This window comes from Methylomusa anaerophila (assembly GCF_003966895.1).
Lineage (GTDB): Bacteria > Bacillota > Negativicutes > Sporomusales > Sporomusaceae > Methylomusa > Methylomusa anaerophila.
In genome coordinates this window covers 3,849,682-3,867,436 of record NZ_AP018449.1, presented here as the reverse complement: position 1 = coordinate 3,867,436, position 17,755 = coordinate 3,849,682, and the positions used below count along the sequence as shown (strand labels likewise).

Below are 17,755 nucleotides of genomic sequence, written 5' to 3'. Positions count from 1 at the left end.
ATGCGTTGTAAGGTGAGAAGCGGATGGCTTCTACTTGATTACGTATTTTACTACTTCATAATATTAACATTGGATTTAAATTAAGTCAAGCACAAACAGTCGTTATTCTATATTTTTTCTTTAATTTCGCCAGAAACTTGATTAATAAACTTGTCTACAGGCATTGTCCCTATATCGCCTTCCCCCCGTTTTCTTACAGCGACACTGCGGGTTTCAACCTCTTTATCGCCAACGACAAGCATGTATGGAACTTTTTCAAGCTGTCCTTCCCGGATTTTATAACCGATTTTTTCATTTCGGTCATCAATTTCTACGCGGATATCCTGACCTCGCATCCATTCTTCAAGGTCTCGGGCATAAACAGCATGACGCTCGGTGATGGGAAGAATTTTAACTTGTACCGGTGCCAGCCATACGGGGAAAGCGCCGGCATAGTGTTCGATCAGTATGCCGATAAACCTCTCCATGCTTCCGAAAGCCACACGGTGAATCATAACCGGGCGATGTTTCTGCCCATCTTCGCCAATGTAAGTTAGGTCGAATTTTTCCGGCATTAGCATGTCAAGCTGGATAGTGCCGCACTGCCACGTACGTCCAATAGAGTCGCGTAAATGAAAATCAATCTTCGGACCGTAGAATGCACCGTCTCCCGGATTAATTTTATATGGCATATTGAGTTCTTCCAACGCCTCTTGCAAAGCACTGGTTGCTAATTCCCATATCTCATCCGAACCCATGGCTTTTTCGGGCTTGGTGCTCAATTCGCAGTGATAAGAAAGACCAAAGACGCCATAAACCCTATTGAAGAGCTCAATTACACCTTTGATTTCACTCTTAATCTGCGAAGGAAGCATGAAAATATGAGCATCATCTTGGGTAAAGCTGCGTACCCGCATGAGACCGTGTAACGCCCCGGAAATTTCGTGGCGATGCACCAAGCCAAGCTCACACATTCTTAAAGGAAGGTCCCGATAACTATGATGCTGTGAGCGGTAAACCAATATACCGCCCGGGCAATTCATGGGTTTAACCGCATATCCTTCTTCGTCAATTTTCGTAAAATACATGTTTTGCTTGTAGTGATCCCAGTGTCCGGATTGCTGCCACAGTTTTTGGTTAAGAATAATCGGTGTCTTAATTTCCTGATAGCGATACTGATTATGAAGCTTGCGCCAGAATGTTTCAAGTTCGTTGCGGATGACCATTCCTTTAGGATGGAAAAACGGAAATCCCGGCCCTTCTTCCTCAATACTGAACAGCCCTAATTCCTTGCCAAGCTTACGATGGTCCCGCTTGACCGCTTCCTCCAGCATTGTAATATAAGCATCCAGGTCAGCCTTCTTTTCGAAAGCTGTGCCATATATGCGCTGAAGCATTTTTCGCTTTTCATCACCACGCCAGTAAGCGCCGGCAATACTCTGCAACTTAATGGATTTAATTTTGCCGGTGGACGGCACGTGCGGACCGGCACACAAATCTATAAATTCTCCTTGTTTATATAAAGAAATCTCAACATCTGCCGGCAAATCCTGAATCAGTTCCTGCTTATAATTTTCTCCTCTTTCGCCAAACATCCGGATTGCCTCTTCCCTGCCGGCTGTCATACGCTGTAAAGGCAAATCTTCTTTTACGATTTTCTCCATCTCTGCTTGAATTTTTACCAAATCTTCCGGAGTAAAAGTGTGGGAAGTATCAAAGTCGTAATAAAAACCGTTCGCAATAGACGGACCAATACCAAGTTTAACATCACCATATAAACGCTTGACAGCCTGGGCCAAAATGTGAGAAGCAGTATGGCGGAAGGCATCTTTACCTTCTTGGGTTTCGAATGTTACAAATTCTACATTTGCATCTGTTCCAAGTTTACTATTCAAATCCACTACGTGACCGTCAACCTTGGCAACTAAGGCAGCCTTGGCCAAGCCACGGCTAATTGATTCCGCAAGCTGGCCAAGGGTAGTGCCTTGCTCATATTCCCTCACAGCCCCATCCTTAAGAACAATTTTAACCTTGCTCATGTATGTTCCTCCTTTAGCTTTAGACAATAGATCAAAAGCAAAATAAAATACTCTCACCCCGAAAGGGACGAGAGTATACACCCGTGGTTCCACCCTGCTTTGGCCATAAAGGCCTTCTCATGCTTGATAACGGGAATAGTCCCGGCACAACTTAATTAAAGTTCAGTTGTGCAGTTTAGAGGTGGTAACAATACGGCGGTTTGCCTAAAGATGTTTTCAGCCTGCGACATCCTCTCTCTGTAAAGCCTCTCGGTATATTGTCATGTCCTCATCATTACCATTGTCGATTATATCAATTACAAGCGATTATAACCAAATTTTATCGCTTTGTCAAGCTCTCCACTTTGCACATCTCGCAGCCTTTGCATAGAATAACCCTGCCGTCAAATACGTTTTTGACAGTCTCAAGGATGTCTTGATCCCTTGCATGACTTGAACTGTGAATAATTATACTATGGGGAGCAATTGTGATCAGCGCACTAATCAGTAAATCTTCTTGACTGATTTCATTAATATCAGCAGTGCTTTGTGATTTTAGTACCAGGTTATCCAGATACTGATTGCTTATTGCGTTGCTATTTTGATCCAATATTTTGAAGTTGCCGTTGCCACTGATGATTACATGGGCTTCCTCTACCCTAGGCTCCTGAACATCCACAAAATAACGTAAGACACGAATAAACTCTTTATATTCTAATTCCATCATAAAATCATCAACCACGCGGTCTACTGTAAGAGATAGCTTTTGGTGATAGTCTTTCAACCGAAAATTAACAAATCCCTCCATTACGAGTTCATGGTGATTATCTAAATATTCCATTATTCTATTGAGTATTAATTTATGCCGGGCAGCAGCACTAAAACCTAAGTTGTCGCAGGAATTAGCACTATGTAAGGTAGCGAGAGTATTTTTCCGCACAGATTGCCGTTCATCCGGATTGAAATAATGATAATTCTGTTCGATAATTTTATTTACTATATTAAGCTCCTCATGCTCTACAATCCAGTTGGCTAAAATTCGAGAAGCATCATCTTTTAACAAATTTTTAATGCGTTCATAGTTACGGAAGGACAGTTCACCTTCACTAACGTTACAACTCAAAAAAGTATAACCGCCTCTTTTCATTTCCTCAAATGCGATTGAGAATCCTTCCTCTACCAGTGATCCGCAACCCTGTACCAGTTTTTCACGTATTTCATCGACAGCACCATTTATACCAATAGAAAGTAGCTTCACCACCCTCACTCCCTTCTTGATATATTATATGTGCCTCATGATATTTGCATACAACAGCATTAGCATTTAGAGTGTAACATCAGCCTTGCAGTAAATAAAATAACAACCGCTACTTTCGCAGGGGTTGTTGTAACATTTCAGAAGCTAACATAACACTTCCATTGCCATTAAAGACTGTTGCCCAAGCGCAGCGGGTATCTCTTTTTGAACAGTCTCGCTTAAATCAGTTCTTTGCCTTCCTCATGTCCAGCCAGGCAATCATGCCGCCTTGCAAGACCTGTATTTTTTCAAACCCCGCTTGCTGCAGAATCTGGGCACCGGTAGTTGCCCGGTGACCTGAGCGGCAGATAACCACAATATCTTTTTGTTGATAGGGGCGAAGCTGGTTTAATTTGCCGGCCAGTTCACCAAGGGGAATGTGCACAATACCCTGGATATATCCTAACGGCCCGGTAAGCTCGGAAAGCTCACGAACATCAAGCAAAATAGGAACGTCACTAGAATTTAGCCATTTATAAAGTTTCTCCGCTGAGATACATACAACCTGCTGATCATTAACACCTTTGTCCCAAGCGCCCTGTACTTCACACGCGGGTAAATCCATTGGAATCCAAACATTTTGAGGGTCACGGGCATAAGTTGCATTGACTTCCAGCACATCCTTCATCCACTCAGCAGGCCCAAGTTTTAGCCTATTCAGATAAGAAACAAACTCCTCTCTTGTCCGATGCTGAAAATGTGGATTGCGCAGTTTCTGCTCTCGCAAAGTGGAGGACTGACGGTTTCTATATTCATGAGCCGGATATACGACAAGATGATCCGGAAGATTTGCTAACTTTTGCAGGCTTTGCCAGTGCGTAGCGGCATCGCCTCCAGGCAAATCATCCCGCCCGGCGCCGCCGTCATCCAGGAACAATGTATCTCCCGTCATTATCCTGTCAGCAAGAAGAAGACAGATGGAATCCTGAGTATGTCCCGGCGTAAATATGGCTTGCATGGTAATTTGGCCAATCTGAATGGAATCAGCTTCGTTAACCCGCCTGGACACGCATCCGGCCAAGGCATTTTGATGCATAATGTACTGACAATCCGTCCGGTCTCTGAGAGCCGGGCAACCCGAGATATGATCCGCATGAGTATGAGTGTCAATGACATAGATTAACTTTAGCTTAGATTTTTCTATTTCAGTCAGATAATCATTCACATGATCCAATACCGGATCAATAAGCGCGACTTCGCCGGTTTTCTCGTCTCCCACCATATACGTCCGGCAATAATGCGGGCTTAACTGCTGAAAAATCAATTCCACTCACTCCTTTTAAGCTTAACATTGTATTAGGAGCCGCCGCACGCTTCTAAATTGCCCGCGCATCCTGGGGAACAACTAGAAACTCAATCCCCGGATTACGCTCCTCAACCCACCGAAGTTGCCACTCGTTGCTTATTAAAGCAACCGGGCGATCTTTAACGTCTTGAACCAGCATTCCGTTGTCCATATTTTTCATTGATTTTAATTTTAAATCAATGTCTTCGCAGTTTTCGCACATAAGCCATCTGGCCAATGTGTAAGGAAGGCGGTTCATTACAATATCCACACCGTACTCGTGTTTTAAGCGATATTCCAGCACTTCAAACTGCAGGCTGCCGACAACGCCAACAACAAAAGACTCTACTGCATAATCAGGCTGGCGGAAAATCTGCACCGCACCCTCTTGGGTCAGCTGCGTCATACCTTTAACAAATTGTTTCCGTTTCATAGTATCTTTGGCCTGTACTCTGGCGAATTGTTCCGGTGGAAATATAGGGAAATCCTGAAACCTAAACTCACTACCTTCTTGACATAACGTGTCCCCTATACCAAATACTCCCGGATCGAATAAGCCAATAATATCCCCGGGGTAGGCTTCCTCAATAATCGTTCGTTCCTGTGCCAAGAACTGTTGGGGCTGAGCAAGTTTGATGCTTTTTCCGGTATGCGGGTGAAATACAGACATCCCCCGGGAAAACTTTCCGGAACATATTCTGATAAAAGCCAAGCGGTCACGATGAGCCGGATTCATATTGGCTTGAATCTTAAAGACAAATGCGGAAAAGTTCTCATCCGACGGATTGACCACTCCTACTGAGGAAACTCGAGGAACCGGCGGCGGTGCGAGCTGCAAAAACTCTTCCAGGAACAACCGAACACCAAAGTTGGTCATGGCGCTACCGAAAAACATCGGTGTAAGTTCTCCCTTACCTACTTTTTCAATGTTAAATTCATCACCGGCCATATCCAACAGCGTAATGTCATCGCACAACGCATGGTAAATCTCTTCTCCCAGGGCTTCTTTAAAACGGGGATCATCCACTCCGCCCACACTTGACGGGAGGGCCGACTGCCCATGCACTCCAGCTTGTTCAAATAACTCTACCTGAGCTTGATTGCGAATATAGATGCCACTATAGTTACCGTCAATACCGATGGGCCAGTTCATTGGATAGGCGCGAATTCCAAGCACCTTTTCAAGCTCTTCCATCAGATCGAATGGGTTGCGTCCATACCGGTCCAGTTTGTTAACAAAGGTAAATACCGGAATTCCTCTCTGCTTACAAACTTGAAACAGTTTCTTGGTTTGATCCTCTACGCCTTTGGCAGCGTCAATCAGCATCACCGCGCTGTCGGCAGCCATCAATGTACGATAGGTGTCCTCACTGAAATCCTGGTGGCCCGGGGTATCAAGTATGTTGACCTTATAGCCGTTATAATCAAATTGCAGCACACTGGAAGTCACAGATATTCCCCTTTGTTTCTCAATCTCCATCCAGTCGGACACAGCATGCTTCTGAGCTTTCCGGGACTTTACGGAACCAGCTAAACGGATAGCTCCACCAAAAAGCAATAACTTTTCCGTCAATGTTGTTTTACCCGCGTCCGGGTGAGAAATGATTGCAAATGTTCGCCGTTTTTGAACCTCTGTTTCTAATTCTATCATATTGCCTCCTGGTCTATTTTTAATTACTATTCGTTCGCGGCATTTAATATTATACAGAATACTTATTTGTAAAAAAATTAACGGCATAGGTGCGACGTCACAGGGGATCAAAATATATAAAAAACAACACAAGAGTGATAAGTCCTCTTGTGTAAACAAAACCGTATGGCAGGTGGAGCGGGTGAAGGGAATCGAACCCTCGTAGCTAGCTTGGAAGGCTAGTGCTCTACCATTGAGCTACACCCGCATGTCATAATGGTCTCGGAGCGGCAGGGATTTGAACCTGCGCCCCCTGGTTCCAAGCCAGGTACTCTACCAAACTGAGCCACGCCCCGTCAACGATAATTGATTATACACTAACAATCACATGAAGTCAACTCAAAACATACTGAAGACATTTTCTCAAGTTATTGACAGTAAGCGATATTGGGCTATAATATAAAAGTGTCATCTAGCGAACGATTTATTTTTGATGCGTTAAAATGAGATGCCTTTAAGCCGGGGTGAGTATTATAAAATACGGGGCCTGTTGGGCATCGCACTAATCATGAATCATGATCATGTTGGAAGGTTATTTAAAGTGAAAAAAAGTTTTGCATTCGTTCTTGCTGCTGCATTCTTATTTGGCACGATGGAAGTCGCGCTGAAACTGGCCGGATCATCCTTTAACGCCATGCAGTTAACGTTTTTGCGTTTTTTAATCGGCGGCATTTGCCTGTTGCCATTTGCAATGTTCGACTTGAAAAAGAGGCAGTATCGACTGACAGTAGGCGACTGGGCCTACTTTTTTTTGCTGGGATTCGTAAACATCTGCATCAGTATGGTTTTGTTCCAGCTTGGGGTAATGCGGACAAATGCGAATCTGGCCGCGGTTATTATCTCGACAAGCCCGATCTTCACGATGATTTTTGCGCAGTTTATCGTCAATGAAAAATTCACGGCCAAAAAAGCAGTCGTTCTTATTCTGAATGTCATCGGCTTGATCATTGTGGCAAACCCGGTTACCTTATTCAGCGGCAAATCGGCTGTGAGCGGGATTTTGCTCACGTTAGTGGCTGCTGTCGCGTTTGGCCTGTATACAGCCCTCGGCAAAAAGCGGATTGAAAAGATCGGAGGGCTTACGCAGAACAGTCTGAGCTTTATTTTGGGCTCTTCCGTTCTTCTGGTCGTTCTGCTGGTGACAAAACAGCCGGTAGTCGGTGGAATCCAGCTTTCCACGTTGCCGCTTCTCCTCTATTTAAGCATTTTTGTAACCGCCATTGGTTATTATTGCTATTTAAAGGCTATCGAAGTGTCCGGGCCGTCAACCGCTTCCATCACATTTTTCATCAAACCGATCTTCGCGCCTATTATCGCCTTTGCCGTTTTGAATGAAGCAATCACAGTGAATTTAGTATTCGGGGTCGTATTCATCCTTGCAGGTTCATTAGTAAGTATTGCGAGAGACAAATATATATAAAAGGAAGGCAGCACCATGAAAGATCTCATAATCAAAATCGCGGAGGAAAAGATTCTTGAGGCAATCGAAAACGGCGAACTGGACAATCTTCCGGGTAAAGGGAAACCTTTGGATCTACAAGACTGCTGCCACATTCCTCCTGAGCTCAGGGCAGGCTATAAGATCCTGAAAAACGCCGGATTACTGCCTGAGGAGATGGAACTCCAAAAAGAAATCGCTGCCCTGGAGAAATTTATTGCAGACTGCCAGCAAGAAGACGAAAAAGAATCGCTGCGGAAAAAACTTATAGAAAAAAATCTTTATTATGACATTTTGATGGAAAAGCGCCGCCGACGGTGATCAAACCGCAATACTCCCATTAGGGGAGAATTGCGGTTTTCTTTTAATTCACGGAGTCAAAATAACCGCTGAATCGCTGTTCAAGGAACTTACCCACAGCTTCGCCGATTATCTTTTTGCCCTTGGTATCAGGGTGCAACCCATCTGTAGATAATGAGGAAGGCATAAACACGTTTAAGTCTATGAATGAAGGTGATACGTCTACATAGGAATTTTGACTGCGAACCCACATATTTACGGCAGTCCATTCTTTTTGCCAGTCAGGAGATGTCTTTTCTTGAAAAATCCTTTCTATCCCCGTAGGATTCACCGGGGTCAAAGTCACGAATACAGGAAAAATTCCGTTCTGTTGACACTTTTCCCTCATTGCCGCAAGATTGTCAATTACCTCAGCGGCAGGCGTGCCGCCGCGAATATCATTAACCCCACCCGATATTACCAACACCTTGGGAGAAAAGGGCAAAACATCCGCGTCAAATCGCTGGAGCATAGACCATGTGGTATCACCGCTACACCCTAAATTACGCATGGGAAAACCTACATAGGTTGTCCAATCGTAAGCCGGATCACATGGCGGATTGGAAACTGCCCCTCCCCCGTGGGTGACACTATCCCCAAAGGCGGCAACGTCAGTTCCGGTGAGGCGGACACTAAACGGTAAGGCTTCAGACCATAAGCCGATTAATCTGCCTTCAACATCTCTGGCGCCGACCCGCCACCACCATGTCCCTGCCTGATTGTAGCTATGTGTATCGTAGCAATCAAACAAAGTACCACCGGTTATGGCATAACTCCTCTCAAGTATACCTTGGGTGTTCATGTTTTCCGGGGCTAGTGGCTGCGACAATATTTGTACTTCATAAGAAGCAGCATGAAGAACCGGAATCCAGGAGTAGGAAGGATATAAAGGTACAAAAGCCCGTGCAGCAAGATCGGCAGTCGGCAGTGGCGATAGCGGATCAAGCTCACCCTCCGTTACTTTTTGGGGAGGAGTAAATTGCGATATTGCTTGATAATCAAGGTTCAGCGCGCGTACTTGCCACCATAGCCCGTTTAAATCATCGGCGTAGGGTCTGACATCCACCTCATATCCGGGGGCATAAATGTCGACCTTTTTAAAAACAATATCTTCTTCTACCGGTTCTCTCTTTGATTTGGCCGGATTCTTGGTAATGACAAACTCATACATGACCGCATCCGGCACTGGCTTCCAACTAAGGCGGACTTTGCTAATAGTCGTTAAATCCGCGTAAGTGGATCGGGGAGTTGCTTGCAAAACTAAAAAAACAAGGATTAGACAAACCGATATTGCAATTGATTTACGCATTAGATTACATTCCTATCAAGTATAAATATTTTATAGCATAAATATTATTCTTGTTTTTGCATGAAATCCCTGCTGATTTGTGTAAAATAAAAAAGCTTTCGGTCACCCAAAAGCTTTAAATTTCAATGGTGGGACTAACTGGACTCGAACCAGTGACCCCTACGATGTCAACGTAGTACTCTAACCAACTGAGCTATAGTCCCTTAACACATAACGTATTATATTATGCCGCCAATTAATTGTCAAGAGTCAAACCGATATTAAGGAACATAAATGGACATGTTAGTATAATATATTATTAGCAATAACCAGTCGCTGGATTTGGTTTGTGCCTTCATAAATTTGCATGATCTTGGCGTCGCGCATATATTTCTCAGCCGGGTATTCTTTGGAATAACCATATCCGCCTAATACTTGTACGGCATCGGTGGTTACTTTCATCGCCGTATCGGCGGCAAAACATTTAGCCATAGCAGATTCTTTCGAGTAAGGAAGTCCTTGATCTTTCAGCCAGCAAGCTTTGTAGACAAGTAGACGGGCAGCTTCTACGGCCATAGCCATATCGGCGATCATCGCTTGTACTAACTGAAAGGAGGCAATCGGTTTATCGAATTGTACGCGTTCCTTTGAATATTTCACTGCCAGATCCAGAGCTGTTTGCGATAGCCCTACTGACACAGCGCCTACAAACGGTCGAGCGGCATCAAGTGTTTTCATGGCAATTTTGAAGCCTTCGCCTTCTTTACCGATCCGGTTGGATGCAGGTATGCGCACATTGTCCAGGATGAGTTCACAAGTGTTGGATGCCCGGATGCCCATTTTTTCTTCTTCTTTACCTACGGAGAATCCGGGAGTATCACGGTCAATAATAAACGCGGTCAAACCCCGAATGCCTGCACTTTTCCGGGTATTGGCAAAGATAATATATATGTCGGCAATACCGCCGTTGGTTATAAAACATTTAGTTCCGTTTAATATGTAATAATCGCCGTCTTTTACAGCTGAAGTCGCAACAGCTCCGGCATCTGATCCCGCCCCCGGTTCCGTCAATGCAAAAGCGGCCAATTTGCCATCATTAAGCACATCAAAAACTTTTTTCTTCTGCTCATCAGTTCCCAGGAGAACTAGCGGGTAGGAAGCCAAAGCATTGGCAGCGGTAGTTGTCGCAATACCGGCACAACCTTTACCCAACTCTTCATAGATGAGAGCAATTGATAGGGCGTCAAGCCCGGGTCCGTCATATTCTGCCGGCACAGTCAGGTTCAGCAGTCCTGCTTCATCAAGTTTGGTCCACAGTTCCGGCGGCACTTCGCCCTCTTTATCCATTTCCAAAGCTTTCGGAGTAATTTCCTTTGCCACAAAATCTCTAACCATTTTTTGCAATGCCATTTGATCGGGAGTAAAGTTAAAATCCATGCTTTGCCTCCTTAAATATAAAAAATAAATAATTCTACAAATGATACCAAAAAATTCTAATGTTAAGTATACCGCATTATCTTTTTTTTGTTAACACTTTTGCCTGTAAAAAATAAAAAAAGTATACATTACCATGCCGCGGCACTGTACACTTTTCTGTTCACTTAAGCAAAAACTTCGCTCCTGTAGCAAGTAACACAAGCCCTAAAATTTGCTTGGGACTGCACGTAATACGTTCTAGTCCGAAACCACCAAAATGATCGATTATAATCGCCGTTAGAACTTGTCCGACGATTATGGCCGTTGTGGCATTGGCTACACCGACACTGGGGATGCTTGCGGCTACCAGATAAATAATTCCTACGCCAATTATGCCTCCTAGCCAAGAATACCAGGGGGCATCAGGCCAGACATATAGGTTACCTTTTCCCATTTTAAAAATGAACAGTAGTAGCATAACTACAATTGTCCCCGTGATATGAACCATGAATGTGGCTTCTAACAGCCCTATTACCTTACTTAAAGCGCTGTTTAGAGATCCCTGTACCGCCATTAATACACCAGATATCAACGCCAATACTAACGGCAGCATTTCTTGTGAAATGAAATTCACCCTTTACACGCTCCTTAGAAGGTTGTCCTAGCAAATTCATACAGGGTTAGTATAATACTGCCGATGTGTTTATATACTGACAATACTGTAAGTAAAGTATTATAAATAAAAAAATAAACAGGCACAACGCCTGCTAATCCAAGATATAAACAGTTACATTTCTGACACCGAAACTAAAAGCTTCAGCCCGACTGTCAAATGATAAATCAATACGGTTCTCTTTGATAGAACTGCCGATATCATCAGCAATTGCATAGCCGTAGCCATTAATATATAAACGGGTACCCAGAGGAATCACTGTTGGATCTACTGCAACCAGTCCCCGGCGTAACTGGTTACCGCGGTAGGTAAATCCGCTGCAGCCAGGGTCATTGGCCGTGTATGCAGAGGCCCTCATTAGCAACGACCTGTTGTATCGGCTCGGTTCTCCCCCGGCCCGTTCGAGATAAAGAACTGTTTCTTTATCCACAACTCCACTCACAGTAAGGCCATTGCTCTGCTGGAATTCTTTTACGGCTCTTTGTGTGCCCGATCCATAGATGCCATCAATTTCACCGGCATAGAATCCGGCATCGGCAAGAAGTTTTTGTACAACCCGTACTTCGTCACCACGGGAACCAATATCTATGGTACCACCTGATGAAAGAACGGGCGATGCAAAAACAATTGGGAAAGTACCGCTAGACAGAAGGAACAGCAGCACTACTGCCCGACACACTATTTTCAATTGCCTCACCCTCTCTTTACACTGCGCCTCCGAGGTTAGCTGTTGGGTTAGGGTCAAAGAGAAGTAAGAGAAATAACCCTTCTGCCCTATTTGTATTGGCAGATTCACCCCTAATATATATTGGTTCCCCCGTACCTATTGCCCAAGGATTCGGCGACATGATCATAATTATGATACTATAAATTACCTAGTTCGGTCAATCTTTGGCAATGTACAAAATTTAATACAAAATTAATATATTATTAATATATCTGTCCGTAGCTAGGCGGAGCACCGGTTGGAAAGTTATTGTTTTGAATGGCTTGGGGAATACAAGACGTTACCGGCGTTAATCAATTCGGCCAGAGTGTTAAGTTTATCCTCATATGGAATCAGACTTTCTTTGACGTGTTCTTCCACCTTATTTTGTACCAATACCTTGACTTTGCCGAGAATATTCGGATCCTGAATTGAGGCATTTAGTGTGACTATATCATTCGCTGCCGAAGCAATTCCATTTACTGCCTCGGCGTTTCCGGATTGCTCCATCACTGCCTTTACCAATATACTCCATAAATCCTGCTTCTCGCTTTTTTGAATACTGTTGGTAATGTTAATTATCGATTGAACTTGAGAAACAGTAGGATTTTGCGCCATCCTCTGAGTTAGCTTGTCATCCAACAATGCGGCTTCAGCCCGGGGCATTGCCGGGAAAAATAACGGAACTGCAAAAACTATTAACATCATCGCGGCCATTTTTTTCATGCTTAGTATTTACTCCTTTCGGGTAATAGATTAGATGTTCGAGGATATTTTATCATATACTTTACATAAACTATAGAGGTAATATAAAGAAAACTAACCTCCAAACGCTAACAGGAGGTTAGTCGAACCTTTTCATTACACTTATACACAATGTTAGCCCAACTAAAACTTGATGACTGGTAAAATAAACCTAGGCAGTAATCTGACCTTCCCTAAATTGAGGAACGACAGAATAGGCGTCGTGCTCCATGGAAAAAGCCACGTCGTCGCCGTAACCAATACTGAATAGATATTGGGCATGGGAGGAAGCCGAAATTTTCTTAACTAAATCACAACGGAAATCACGGTACATGGCTTGAGCGGCCATTGCCGAGTCACTAAGCCAAGCCCTGTCGGTTAGCCGTTCCGCTAAAAGTCCGGCACATAAAGCATCTTCTAGAGAGAAACGCCCTTCTGTGCCCGCACATAAAACAACAATATCCCGGCTTTCTTCATACAGTTTTCGCGCAACCGCATCTGCATTAACAAAAGAAGCGGTAAATACCTTTTCTGCATTGCGAGCTTTACTTAGGGCTAGTGTACCGTTTGTAGTCGTCATAATAATGGTTTTGTCCAGTACAACTTCTTTTGTATATTCATACGGCGAATTACCGAGATTGAATCCAGGTATCAATTGTCCCTTGCGTTCACCAGCTAAAAGGGCGTCCTGATATCTATCATGTTTTAATTTTATTGCCTGCTCAACTGTTTCGACGGGTATCAATCGCATACATCCGTTATGAAGTGCCGTTGCTATCGATGTGGTTGCTCTCAACACATCAATAACGACTGCACTGTAACCTAAGTACCTCGGTTGAGTATACTCATTAATTGAGAAACATACATCGATTTTCACACAATGCACCTGCCAGTTTATTTTGCTATTCGGTAAATAGTCTCTGTTAAAACATCAATTCCTATTGAAATATGCTCGGTAGCGACAAATTCCTCCGGATTATGACTAATGCCTTCATGGCAGGGAAGGAAGATCAACGCCGTGGGAGCAATATGAGCCATATTCATTGCGTCATGCCCGGCCCGGCTGTCAACCCGGGTATAAGGTATATTTAGATCCCGGCATACAGCCTTAACCAATTCATTTATTCCTTCATCCATCTGGGCCGGTTTTTCTGACGATATTACCTCAATGGAAACAGGAGTATCCTGGTCATCGGCAATTGTACTAATCGCATCTTTGATCTCCTGCAGTACTTCGATAACATTTTCCTGCCGTGTCCCTCTTATGTCTACCCACATCTCCACTTTACCGGGAATTACATTGATAACACCCGGGGATGCCTTAATAGCTCCTACTGTAGCTACTGTGCCTTCGTACGATTGTTCCGCAGCAATATTCCTTACGGCCAGAATGATCATAGCAGCACTAACCAAGGCATCTTGCCGGTCTTCTATTGGAGTTGTTCCGGCATGGGCAGCGGTACCTTCCACAGTTATTTTGAGGCGGGTTGGCGCAGCAATAGATTCAACTATACCAATAACACAATGTTCTTGTTCCAAAATGCGTCCCTGTTCAATATGCAGTTCGACGAATGCTTTTATATCTTTCTTGGAACGGGTCGCACCCGGTACATCACTTAAAGTTAATCCCGCAGTCGTCAAAGCATCGGAAAAACTTATCCCATTCTGATCCTTCGCCTTAGACCAAGCGTGAATATTTGCCATTCCGGCCATGGCTTTACTACCCATTGTGGCAAAATTAAATCGGCTTGATTCTTCAGCGGCGAAAACAACCACTTCCACAGGATGACTCAGTGGCAGTTGCTTTTCTTTTAATCGCTGCACGGCGGACCAAGCAACGGCAACACCCAAAACACCGTCATATTTACCGCCTTCGGGAACTGTATCCAGGTGAGAACCGGTAACCACTGCCGGTGCGCCTTCTTCTACCGTACCGCTTTCATAACGGGCGATAATATTGCCGATAGGATCCAGCCGTACGGCAAATCCGCTTTCTTTCATGATATTCATCATGTATTGCCGTGCCTTGAGGTCAGCCTCGCTAAACGCCAAACGGCAAATGCCATTTCTTCCTTCGCTTAGTAAAGCGAGCTCATTTATAATTTTCAACACCCGCGCCACGTCCTGTCGATTACTTGCAGCTATTTCCCCCGCCTCCTCTCAATAACCTATTAAAAAAAGTATACTGCTAAACAAATAAAATTTCCACCCCGGACAAGCTAAAACGTCCGGCCGATACCGGACGTTTTTAGTTTATCTTAGAATTTCTTCTTTAACCGTATCGAAACCAAGACGGTCGATCATCATACCTATTCTTTCATGTTTACGGGCATTGGCTTTATAATAATCAATTATTTTTGCAACCAGGGGCAAAACGTCTTCCTGCACTACTTGTTCCGTCAATAAATCGGCAATTCTCGGCCTGGAACCAGCGCTACCGCCGATGTATACTCTATAGCCTTTGGGAGTGCCAATAAGGCCAACATCTTTTAGGGCTGATTCGGCGCAAGAATTTGTACAGCCGCTGACTCCTATTTTAAGTTTGCCTGGGAGCTCCATTCCATGATAAATCTTATCGAGTGCTAGACCTAAAGTCACGCCGTCTTGCTGAGCACGCTTACAAAAATGTGCAGCCGGACATATTTTTATGCTGCGAACACAAAGACCTACGGCAGCACCTTTATCCATTCCCAGATCATCCCAGGCGCTGTCGATTTTGTCTTCCGGAATGCCAACGATTGCGATGCGTTGCGCCGAAGTTACTTTCAGCGCTTTGGCCGCGTATTTTTCTGCCACATCCGCAATTTTACGCAGGATTGAAGGATCAAGAATAATTCCACCGGGAATATGGGGAGCAATAGCATATGTTTCTTTATCACGCTGTATAATTGCACCTTTTTCCAGCAAATCGGTTTTAACTTCCATGGTATCATCCTCCGTTAGATAATTATTTTTATTGGAATGTTAATATAATTTGATATATATACAATCTATTAAAGATTTACAAAGAACAACACAACCTATCAATGACCTTTAAAGGCATTTGATTGATTTGAGCGACAAACCTTTGAATCCTTTGGCGAATTTCATTGGTTGAGTGATAAAAAACGTTGTAGATACAAGAATGCTTGAGCCAGCCCCAGAATTCTTCAATTAGATTAAGATTGGGACTGTAAGGCGGCAAAAAAACAAGGGTAAGACGATCCTTGTTACTCTTTAAGAATGGCTGTAAGAGATTGGCATGATGAATTCTGGCATTATCGAGAATGATTACAATTCTTTCCCCTGGATACTTCAAAAGGATCTGCTGTAGAAAGGACAAAAAGACCTCGGCATCATAACGGTCACTTTCGATTACAAAGATTTCGCCGCTTTCATAGTCAAGCGTGCCTAAAAGTTTAATACCTTGATGCTTACCGTAAGTTGGGATAATGCGTTGCTGCCCTTTTGGAAACCAAGTACGGGCGATAGCCTGATAATCCCGAATCATAGATTCATCCTGAAACAAAATACGATCAACTTTGTCATGCAAAAGATCGGCTCTCAGGGTTTCCCATTTTTTTTGAATTCTTCTTGTTGAATTGGGTCAGCATGAGCAAGAGTATAGGTTGGACGAGTACAGGTAAAGCCCAGTTCGTGCAATAATACATTGGTTCCACTTCGAGAATATTCTACATTAAAGGTGCGAATTATCCATTCTCTAAGGATGGGTCCTGTCCAGTTCATCTCTGCCGGAAAACCTACATCCTCGGGTCTTTTATGGATCAGGACATCAAGAATTTCTTGTTTTTGTTCCTTGGTAAGAAAAGAGGGTCTGCCAGGAGAGAAGTTCATTGCAAGGGCCTTAAGGCCACCGGTCTGATAGGCGTTGAGAAAATTGTAGACTGTTTTCAAACAACGACCGGTGATTTTGGCGATCTGAGGAACATCATAACCTTCCAAGTAAAGTTTTATGGTTTGGTAGCGCTCAAACAGGCGTCGGTTTTTACAATTCTTCATTGCATGATTTACTGCAATTAGACGATTATCTAAGGATTCCATGTGTAACCCTGCTCCTTTGGTTAAAGAATAAGTATATTTTAAAAATACCACATTTAACCAAAAGAAAATAGTCCCTAATGTAAATCTTTTTTAGATTTTATATAGATTACAAAAAATCCTGCTAGATTGATTTTTTACTACAAAATTTTTCAAAAAAAAATAGCGCCGTAACGCGCTATTTAAAACAAGATCGAAATAATCATTGCGATAAATATGGGAGAAAAGTTGTTTAAGCCCAGCCATCAAACATTTCCCGGAGTTTCACGACGTGAGTCTGTTCTTCTGCCTTTAAGACATTAAAAACTTGTTTCGCTTCTTCAAATTTCGCACATTTTGACAGGGCATCATAAAATAAAATGGAATCCTTTTCATCTTGTATGGCCGATTTCAGAATGTCGGCCATACTTTTCAGTTCCGGCAGCACATTTTTAGATTTGTCTTGCGGAAATATGTGAGCTTCAGCCAAAACGGTTAGATACCGGGAAATGTCAGCGTCAAACAAATACTCATCATTATATGCGGCTTTATTTTCTTTAAATTGATTATATAAACGAGTGAATTTTTCCAAATGGTGAATTTCATCATTCATAAGCAGCAAAAACAGCTCTTTATGCTCTTTTTTTTCCGCTCTTTCATACGCCTGCTTGTAAAAGTCCCGGCCGCGGGCTTCAATATCCATACTGATTCTTAGACCTTCTAAATCACTAAACAAACGGTTGCTATCGCACGTGTTTTTTTCCATAACGGTATATACCTCCCCCGACTTATTCTAAAATATAGCTTTATAATTTATATTCCATAAAAATTACGAAATTCCTTGTCTCAGCTTAACAATGTAATA

Annotated in this window: 16 protein-coding genes, 3 tRNA genes, 1 riboswitch and 1 other annotated feature (1 of these 21 cut by a window edge); of the genes, 2 read left to right on the top strand and 17 right to left on the bottom strand. The window is 43.4% G+C overall.

All coding sequences use genetic code 11. The features are described 5' to 3' along the window. Nucleotides 1-42, bottom strand: a sequence feature (ribosomal protein L20 leader region) (it extends 89 nt beyond the left edge of the window). Nucleotides 43-107: 65 nt separating this feature from the next. The 6 genes from thrS to MAMMFC1_RS17435 all read right to left on the bottom strand — a co-directional run bounded on the left by thrS (nucleotide 108) and on the right by MAMMFC1_RS17435 (nucleotide 6,565). Next, entirely contained in the window at nucleotides 108-2,018 is a 1,911-nt protein-coding gene (gene thrS / locus MAMMFC1_RS17460) for a threonine--tRNA ligase (protein ID WP_126309743.1), read from the bottom strand. Between the two features lie 319 nt (nucleotides 2,019-2,337). After that, nucleotides 2,338-3,258: a putative sporulation protein YtxC gene (ytxC, locus tag MAMMFC1_RS17455; RefSeq protein WP_232035504.1), complete on the bottom strand. Its 921-nt coding sequence runs from the start codon at nucleotides 3,256-3,258 to the stop codon at nucleotides 2,338-2,340. Between the two features lie 220 nt (nucleotides 3,259-3,478). Beyond that, nucleotides 3,479-4,564 (bottom strand): MBL fold metallo-hydrolase, encoded by a 1,086-nt coding sequence (locus MAMMFC1_RS17450; protein WP_158618810.1) that lies wholly within the window; start codon nucleotides 4,562-4,564, stop codon nucleotides 3,479-3,481. Between the two features lie 46 nt (nucleotides 4,565-4,610). After that, complete coding sequence (locus MAMMFC1_RS17445; protein WP_126309741.1) at nucleotides 4,611-6,230, bottom strand: peptide chain release factor 3; 1,620 nt, start codon at nucleotides 6,228-6,230, stop codon at nucleotides 4,611-4,613. A 173-nt stretch (nucleotides 6,231-6,403) separates the two neighbouring features. Beyond that, nucleotides 6,404-6,477 (bottom strand) — tRNA-Gly (locus MAMMFC1_RS17440). Between the two features lie 14 nt (nucleotides 6,478-6,491). Further along, nucleotides 6,492-6,565: transfer RNA gene (locus tag MAMMFC1_RS17435), tRNA-Pro, on the bottom strand. 245 nt (nucleotides 6,566-6,810) lie between these two features. Here MAMMFC1_RS17435 and MAMMFC1_RS17430 point away from each other — a divergent pair. Both MAMMFC1_RS17430 and MAMMFC1_RS17425 read left to right on the top strand, forming a co-directional pair. After that, nucleotides 6,811-7,689, top strand: a complete 879-nt coding sequence (locus MAMMFC1_RS17430) for a DMT family transporter (RefSeq protein ID WP_158618809.1) — start codon at nucleotides 6,811-6,813, stop codon at nucleotides 7,687-7,689. 15 nt (nucleotides 7,690-7,704) lie between these two features. Then, on the top strand, nucleotides 7,705-8,028 hold the full coding sequence (locus MAMMFC1_RS17425) for a DnaJ family domain-containing protein (RefSeq protein ID WP_126309739.1): 324 nt from the start codon (nucleotides 7,705-7,707) through the stop codon (nucleotides 8,026-8,028). A gap of 43 nt (nucleotides 8,029-8,071) precedes the next feature. Here MAMMFC1_RS17425 and MAMMFC1_RS17420 read toward each other — a convergent pair whose 3' ends face one another. From MAMMFC1_RS17420 to MAMMFC1_RS17370, 11 genes are all read right to left on the bottom strand, one after another. Further along, nucleotides 8,072-9,304, bottom strand: coding sequence for a GDSL-type esterase/lipase family protein (locus MAMMFC1_RS17420; RefSeq protein WP_158618808.1), 1,233 nt, complete (start codon nucleotides 9,302-9,304; stop codon nucleotides 8,072-8,074). Between the two features lie 177 nt (nucleotides 9,305-9,481). Further along, nucleotides 9,482-9,558 (bottom strand) — tRNA-Val (locus MAMMFC1_RS17415). Nucleotides 9,559-9,637: 79 nt separating this feature from the next. Beyond that, on the bottom strand, nucleotides 9,638-10,771 hold the full coding sequence (locus MAMMFC1_RS17410) for an acyl-CoA dehydrogenase family protein (RefSeq protein WP_126309737.1): 1,134 nt from the start codon (nucleotides 10,769-10,771) through the stop codon (nucleotides 9,638-9,640). A 160-nt stretch (nucleotides 10,772-10,931) separates the two neighbouring features. Then, nucleotides 10,932-11,384, bottom strand: a complete 453-nt coding sequence (locus MAMMFC1_RS17405) for a DMT family transporter (RefSeq protein ID WP_232035503.1) — start codon at nucleotides 11,382-11,384, stop codon at nucleotides 10,932-10,934. Between the two features lie 133 nt (nucleotides 11,385-11,517). Next, nucleotides 11,518-12,102, bottom strand: a complete 585-nt coding sequence (locus tag MAMMFC1_RS17400; RefSeq protein WP_232035829.1) for a peptidoglycan-binding protein — start codon at nucleotides 12,100-12,102, stop codon at nucleotides 11,518-11,520. A gap of 18 nt (nucleotides 12,103-12,120) precedes the next feature. Next, a riboswitch (cyclic di-AMP (ydaO/yuaA leader) is annotated at nucleotides 12,121-12,277 on the bottom strand. A 119-nt stretch (nucleotides 12,278-12,396) separates the two neighbouring features. Continuing rightward, a complete protein-coding gene (locus tag MAMMFC1_RS17395; protein WP_126309735.1) occupies nucleotides 12,397-12,855 on the bottom strand; it encodes a hypothetical protein in 459 nt (152 codons plus the stop codon). Nucleotides 12,856-13,045: 190 nt separating this feature from the next. Beyond that, nucleotides 13,046-13,750, bottom strand: coding sequence for a 2-phosphosulfolactate phosphatase (locus tag MAMMFC1_RS17390; protein ID WP_158618807.1), 705 nt, complete (start codon nucleotides 13,748-13,750; stop codon nucleotides 13,046-13,048). A 17-nt stretch (nucleotides 13,751-13,767) separates the two neighbouring features. Beyond that, nucleotides 13,768-14,994 carry a Zn-dependent hydrolase gene (locus MAMMFC1_RS17385; protein ID WP_126309733.1) on the bottom strand — a complete coding sequence of 409 codons (1,227 nt, stop codon included), beginning with the start codon at nucleotides 14,992-14,994 and terminating at the stop codon, nucleotides 13,768-13,770. Between the two features lie 132 nt (nucleotides 14,995-15,126). Then, on the bottom strand, nucleotides 15,127-15,798 hold the full coding sequence (locus MAMMFC1_RS17380; RefSeq protein ID WP_126309732.1) for a nitrite/sulfite reductase domain-containing protein: 672 nt from the start codon (nucleotides 15,796-15,798) through the stop codon (nucleotides 15,127-15,129). 76 nt (nucleotides 15,799-15,874) lie between these two features. Next, a protein-coding gene (locus MAMMFC1_RS17375) for an IS630 family transposase (protein WP_126308630.1) occupies nucleotides 15,875-16,914 on the bottom strand; the annotation gives its coding sequence in 2 pieces (ribosomal slippage) (nucleotides 15,875-16,419 and nucleotides 16,419-16,914; 1,041 coding nt in all). A gap of 229 nt (nucleotides 16,915-17,143) precedes the next feature. Next, a complete protein-coding gene (locus tag MAMMFC1_RS17370; RefSeq protein ID WP_126309731.1) occupies nucleotides 17,144-17,656 on the bottom strand; it encodes a ferritin family protein in 513 nt (170 codons plus the stop codon). Nucleotides 17,657-17,755: the final 99 nt, after the last annotated feature.